At 45.6% G+C, this 2,425-nt stretch carries 3 protein-coding genes; all 3 read right to left on the bottom strand.

Annotation, left to right across the window (positions count from 1 at the left end; all coding sequences use genetic code 11):
- The coding region (locus AC6F7T_RS13870; protein WP_500719805.1) for a hypothetical protein at positions 1 to 366 on the bottom strand (366 nt) is incomplete at its 3' end.
- A gap of 270 nt (positions 367 to 636) precedes the next feature.
- On the bottom strand, positions 637 to 1,980 hold the full coding sequence (locus AC6F7T_RS13865; RefSeq protein ID WP_500719804.1) for an IS1380 family transposase: 1,344 nt from the start codon (positions 1,978 to 1,980) through the stop codon (positions 637 to 639).
- 113 nt (positions 1,981 to 2,093) lie between these two features.
- A complete protein-coding gene (locus AC6F7T_RS13860) occupies positions 2,094 to 2,321 on the bottom strand; it encodes a hypothetical protein (RefSeq protein ID WP_500719802.1) in 228 nt (75 codons plus the stop codon).
- Positions 2,322 to 2,425: the final 104 nt, after the last annotated feature.

Genomic DNA, 2,425 nt, shown 5'->3' with positions numbered 1-2,425 from the left:
TTTTGCTTGAGTGTCTAGAGGAGCAGATAATACACCTAGAATACTTTTAAGAACTTCCCTATTTTGTTCAATCTGCCAAACGACCTCTGATATTCCAAATTCAAAAGCCGATTTGAGTCCATCTATTCCCTCACTGATATTATTTATTCCCTGTATTAACCCAGAAAAACCCTCTGAAAGTAACTCCTGAGTTATTTCTTGGCTTGAGACTATTGCATTTGCACAGGAAAATTGAACCTCTAACATTCTATTAAAACCAGCACTTATTAATTCGTTTTGCCTCTCTACATTGTTTCCTAAATTAACTGTATGGTAGTACTCACTTCTTCTCTCCCAAGGTGCAAGCTCGTTAGGGTAATAGACCATCAATAAACCTCCTTCTTTGAAAATAAATCCTGAATCAGTGAGGTGGCCTATTGGCACCTCTGGTATTTCATCTGTGAACTCATTTTCACAGATTCAACAGCGATAAACCGGCTCTACCGACAGTGTTTGTCGGCTAAGCCGACCTGTTCTTTGACAATTTAGCTGATTTTTATTGCATTCATTCTGCTCCTTCTGTGTCGCCGGGCGCACTTTTCCTGTTGACGCTGCCGGCGTCCGTGTTGTTTTTCCGGATCAGTGAGAAATTTCTCGTCAGCCATAGGCAAAGCGTTCGTAGGTTTTGATAAACGCCCGTGCCTGCCAGGTGGCGTGACAACTGAATCGAAGCGCCAGACCATGTCCGTGGCGGATCATCCGGGCGGCGAAGTACATCAGATCCTGCAGTACGGTTTTCAGTCGTCGCCGTTGTTTTGCCCGACGGGCTTGTTTCTTGTCCATCAGTCCGACCTGACCAATGGCCCGCAGCAGGTTGTACGCCAGCCCAGAGCAACTCATGACCAGAGCGTTGGTGGCAAACTTGCCGGAAGGCAGTCGTTCCAGATCCAGATCGGTTTTCAGTTCAGAATGATACTGCTCACACAGGGCGTGCCCTTTGTAGAGTTCGATGATCTTGTCCTTGGCAACGGTCAGATTGGTCCACCAACCTTCGATCTCCAGATCCGGCACCAGCAAGCGTTGACCGTGGCGATCGAAATAACGCTCCGTCGCTCTGATGACACGGCGAACCTTGATCATTCTGTCGTTGCCGTCCTCGTCCCGGTAGGTCCGTTCGACGGTTTCCGTCATGATGGCAACGCGGCAGTTATCATCCTGATGAACGGTCTTGCCGTGATACAACACCTCGGTGGCTTTGATTGGCACATCTGTTTTGCGCGGGTTCCATTTAACGATAAAGTCGACACCTTCCTCCAGCAACGTTGCCAACGTCGCGACGGCATCATGAGCACTGTCAAGGCGTACCAACAACGGGCTATCGGTCAGTTGGCGGCTTTTAAAAACAGCCCGCCGCAACAGGGGAATAAACTCTTGCTGAGCATGCTGGGAACCGGAACGCAGTTCGATCTCAAGGCACCAGCCTTCGATTCCCAGCCAGACACCCATCGGAGAATATCCGTTAAACCCCCGATAGGTATAGGAAACGCCTTCTTTCTTGGTGTCCGAGTTGTCCAGGGTAAAGACATCCAGATCCAACGGCATATGGCCTGTCTCCAACTGGGTTAACTGTGCCTGGGATTTTTTTAAAAATTCCACCATGCCTGCATCCACGATGACCCGCAGGATCTCGGCAAACTCATCCAGCCGCTGGCGCAGGGTTTCCGGTGATGGAACCTTTGTCAGTCCCAGCGAATGACGGAAGAATTCATCATCCTCAAAAAAAGGACGGATGGCAGCAAAATCGCTTTTCCCCTGGCACAACAGACCCAGATAGCTCCGCAGGACATCCGATGTGGCAATGCCTCGTTTGGGAGCGGCTTTATCCGTTCGGTAAACCAGTTTGGTATAGCGATTCAGCGCGACACCAACCAACGCCAGACCGGATGTTGAGGTGTAGAATTCTTTGTCCGACTGCTCAAGCTTGAACCGGGGAAATGTCACAACAAAACTCCTTGGGTGAATTTCAATACGGCTCAATAATAGCAGAAAAACATAATGAAATCAGCTGATTGTCAAAGATCTAAGGCATTTTTTAAGTACAATAACTCACGGATTCAGGTAATACTAATTGCGTAATATTTCTTTTCATCAAAAATATACAAATAACTATCTGTTTTCAATATTCCCATTTTCTCGAATGCTACTGGAATTGTAAAAACTTCTTCCCACACAAGTTTTGTCTTATACAAATCTTCACTATTCGCTTCTACTAGAATACTTGAATTAAAAAAACAAATAAAAGTAAATATAACCATTTTACCAAAAAACAATTTTATAGTCATTTTATCCTCCATATATTTTATTCTCTCAGGATTTTAGTATAAGTATTCATTAGGTAGTCTGACATAATTCGAAACAAGTGAAATGAAAGAATATTTGCTGATTA

The sequence above is a fragment of the Pelovirga sp. genome (genome assembly GCF_059864205.1).
This window is presented reverse-complemented; position numbering and strand designations above follow the sequence as displayed.